This is a genomic window from Nitrospirota bacterium (genome assembly GCA_040754395.1).
Taxonomy (GTDB): Bacteria; Nitrospirota; Thermodesulfovibrionia; order Thermodesulfovibrionales; family SM23-35; genus JBFMCL01.
The window spans coordinates 1-2849 of record JBFMCL010000048.1 but is presented as its reverse complement, the minus strand read 5'-3'; the positions used below and the strand labels follow the sequence as shown (position 1 = coordinate 2849).

General features: G+C 50.9%; 1 protein-coding gene. It reads left to right on the top strand.

What is annotated here, in order from left to right; all coding sequences use genetic code 11:
* On the top strand, positions 1–2849 hold a 2849-nt coding region (locus AB1552_14270; GenBank protein ID MEW6054923.1), incomplete at both ends, for a C25 family cysteine peptidase.

Below are 2849 nucleotides of genomic sequence, written 5' to 3'. Positions count from 1 at the left end.
CCGATAACATTTTCCGCTGCCGACCTTGTCACAGCAAATGTGCCCGGTGGAGGGGCAGTCTATGCAGGGAATGCATCAGTCAACCAGGGCGCAATAACAGGACAGCCTGCAATCGGAGGGACCGGCAATATAACATGGGATCCGGGGACTGTTGCAGCGGGGACAAACGCAGCAATGTCATATCAGGTGGATGTAACCCCCTCTGCCGCGGGCCAGAGGCTTCCGGTGACAGGCACACCTGCATCAAACGGGACAACAGCAAGATATGTGGATGAAACAGGCAATACCACACAGACTCGGGCCACATACACCTTTGGCCCCCTCTGCGAACTTGCCGTAACACAGGGCACGCTGGTGCCGACACTGGCAATTATATCCTCATTCAGAGCCTATGAATACAATGGACAGGCAGCAGTGGAGTGGACGACATCCTCAGAGGTCGACACAGCGGGTTTTTATCTTTACAGGCTTGATGAGTCGAGAGGGAAATTCAAAATAATCAACCATGATATTCTTCCTGCGCTGCTTACATCACCGCAGGGGGGGACATACAGGCTCATTGACAGCGGGGCTTCATTCAAGAAAGCCAACACCTATCTGCTTGTGGAGATAGAGGGGAGAGGCGGAAAGAACTACTACGGGCCGTTCACAGTCCGGATTGGAGGGGGCGTTCACAACACAGATACATTGGAGATTGCTGATCCGGAACTGATCTCAGGATACACAAGAAAGGCGCATGCCGTGTCTGCTGAAAAAAAGGCGCGCATCAAAGTCAGGAAGGCTGCCATAGAAAAGGCCGGCATACTGAAGAAGGCAAGAAGAGGCGATATGGCAAAGATATCCATAGACAAGGAAGGTCTTTACTATATAGACACACAGGAGATATCCTCACTTTTGGGCATCCCACAGAAGACGGTCAAAAATTTAATCACAAGGGGCCGGCTGGCAATAAGCAGCCGGGGGATGGAAGTGGCATATATTCCGTCAAGCGACGACAAAGGCATATTCTTCTACGGACATGGAATAGACAGCATCTACACGAAAGAAAACATCTACTGGCTCTACATAGGCAGGGGGCAGCAGATGGAGCGCATTGAAGGCAACGGGCCTCCTCCGTCTTCAGGCCATGAGACATTTACAGATTCGAAACATATGGAGGAGGATAAATTTGCAGTCCCTGTATTGACACAGGACCCTGAGTCGGATTACTGGTTCTGGGATTACATAATAAGCGGGGATCCTTCCATGGGCGTCAGGTCTTTTACCATTCATGCCGAGGGTGTGGCTGATATGTCGGCCGGGGCTCAAATGACGGTCAGACTTCAGGGATTCACCGATACGGCCTCGAACCCGGACCACCATGTAATAGTCAGCCTAAACGGGATGACGATAGGAGAAGACCGGTGGGACGGGACCGCACAACACGAAGTTGTCCTGAGCTTTGACCAGAGACAGCTTTACGAGGGAGACAACACAGTTACAATAACAGGTTTACTGGATACAGGGGCTCCCTACAGCATGTTCTATATTGACTCATTCGACATAACCTATCAGAGACTTTACCAGGCAAAAGGAAACACCCTTCTTTTACGTGGAGACGGCAACAGCACAATAACCGCATACGGATTCACCAGCCCTGATATATCCGTCTTTGATCTGACCGATCCGGACAGGCCGGGATTCAATACAGCAACAACCATCAGCGGTTCTGCGGGGAATTACAGCATAAGCTTTACGCCTTCATCACCCCAGACCCCGTATCTTGTCATCACAGCCGGCGCTGCCGTAACAGGGGTCAATGCATGGGCAGACAGCCCCTCGACACTTTTATCCACGAAAAACATGGCCGACTATATCATCATCACCACAGAAGAACTGGCGGATGCAGCGCATTCCTATGCAGGCTACAGAGAGTCCCGGGGTCTTAAAACAATGGTGGTAATGGTCGAAGATATCATGGATGAATTCAATTACGGCATATCCGGTCCGGATGCCATACACGACTTTCTCAGCCATGCTTACCGGAACTGGAGCGGGCAACCAAAATATGTGCTTCTGGCAGGCGAAGGCACATATGACTACAAGGATAACCTCGGCTATGGAGACAACCTGATACCTGTTAAGATGGTGTCAACACCATTTGGGCTTTCCCCTTCAGACAACTACTTTGCGGATGCAGACGGGGACCATGTGCCTGATATGGCCATCGGCAGGCTTCCTGCGGCTGCAGATGCGGAACTGTACATGATGCTGAAGAAGATCAAGTCCTATGAACCCGGCAGGATGAAGAGGATGCTGTGGGTTGCCGACAACCCTGATGATGCCGGGGACTTTCCTTCAGACAGCGACGAAATAGCCGGTATGATTCCACCTCAATACAGAGTTGAAAAGATATACCTGTCTGAACACCCGTTGGAATATGCGCGGCAGCGGCTCCTTGAGGGGATCAACAACGGCGCATTATTCCTCAACTATATCGGACATGCTGCCGTAGACCGGTTTGCCGGAGAGGGGCTTCTTATGACCGGTGATGTGAATTCACTGATGAACGGGAATAAACTGCCTGTTGTAACGGCAATGACATGCGTAGCAGGTCAGTTTGCCCTTCCGGGCTATGATTCATTAAGCGAGTCCCTGGTGACCAAAGACAACGGAGGTTCTATTGCTTTCTTCGGGCCTGCGGGAATGGCCCTGAACCTCAACTCAAAAGAACTGGCAGGACTGTTTTATCAGGGCATCTTCACAGAAGGTGAGACAGTTCTGGGGGAGGCGGTCAAAAAGGCATTCGAAAAATATAATGCCATGTACGGCAGTTCATACATACCTTATATTTACAACCTCCAGGGCGA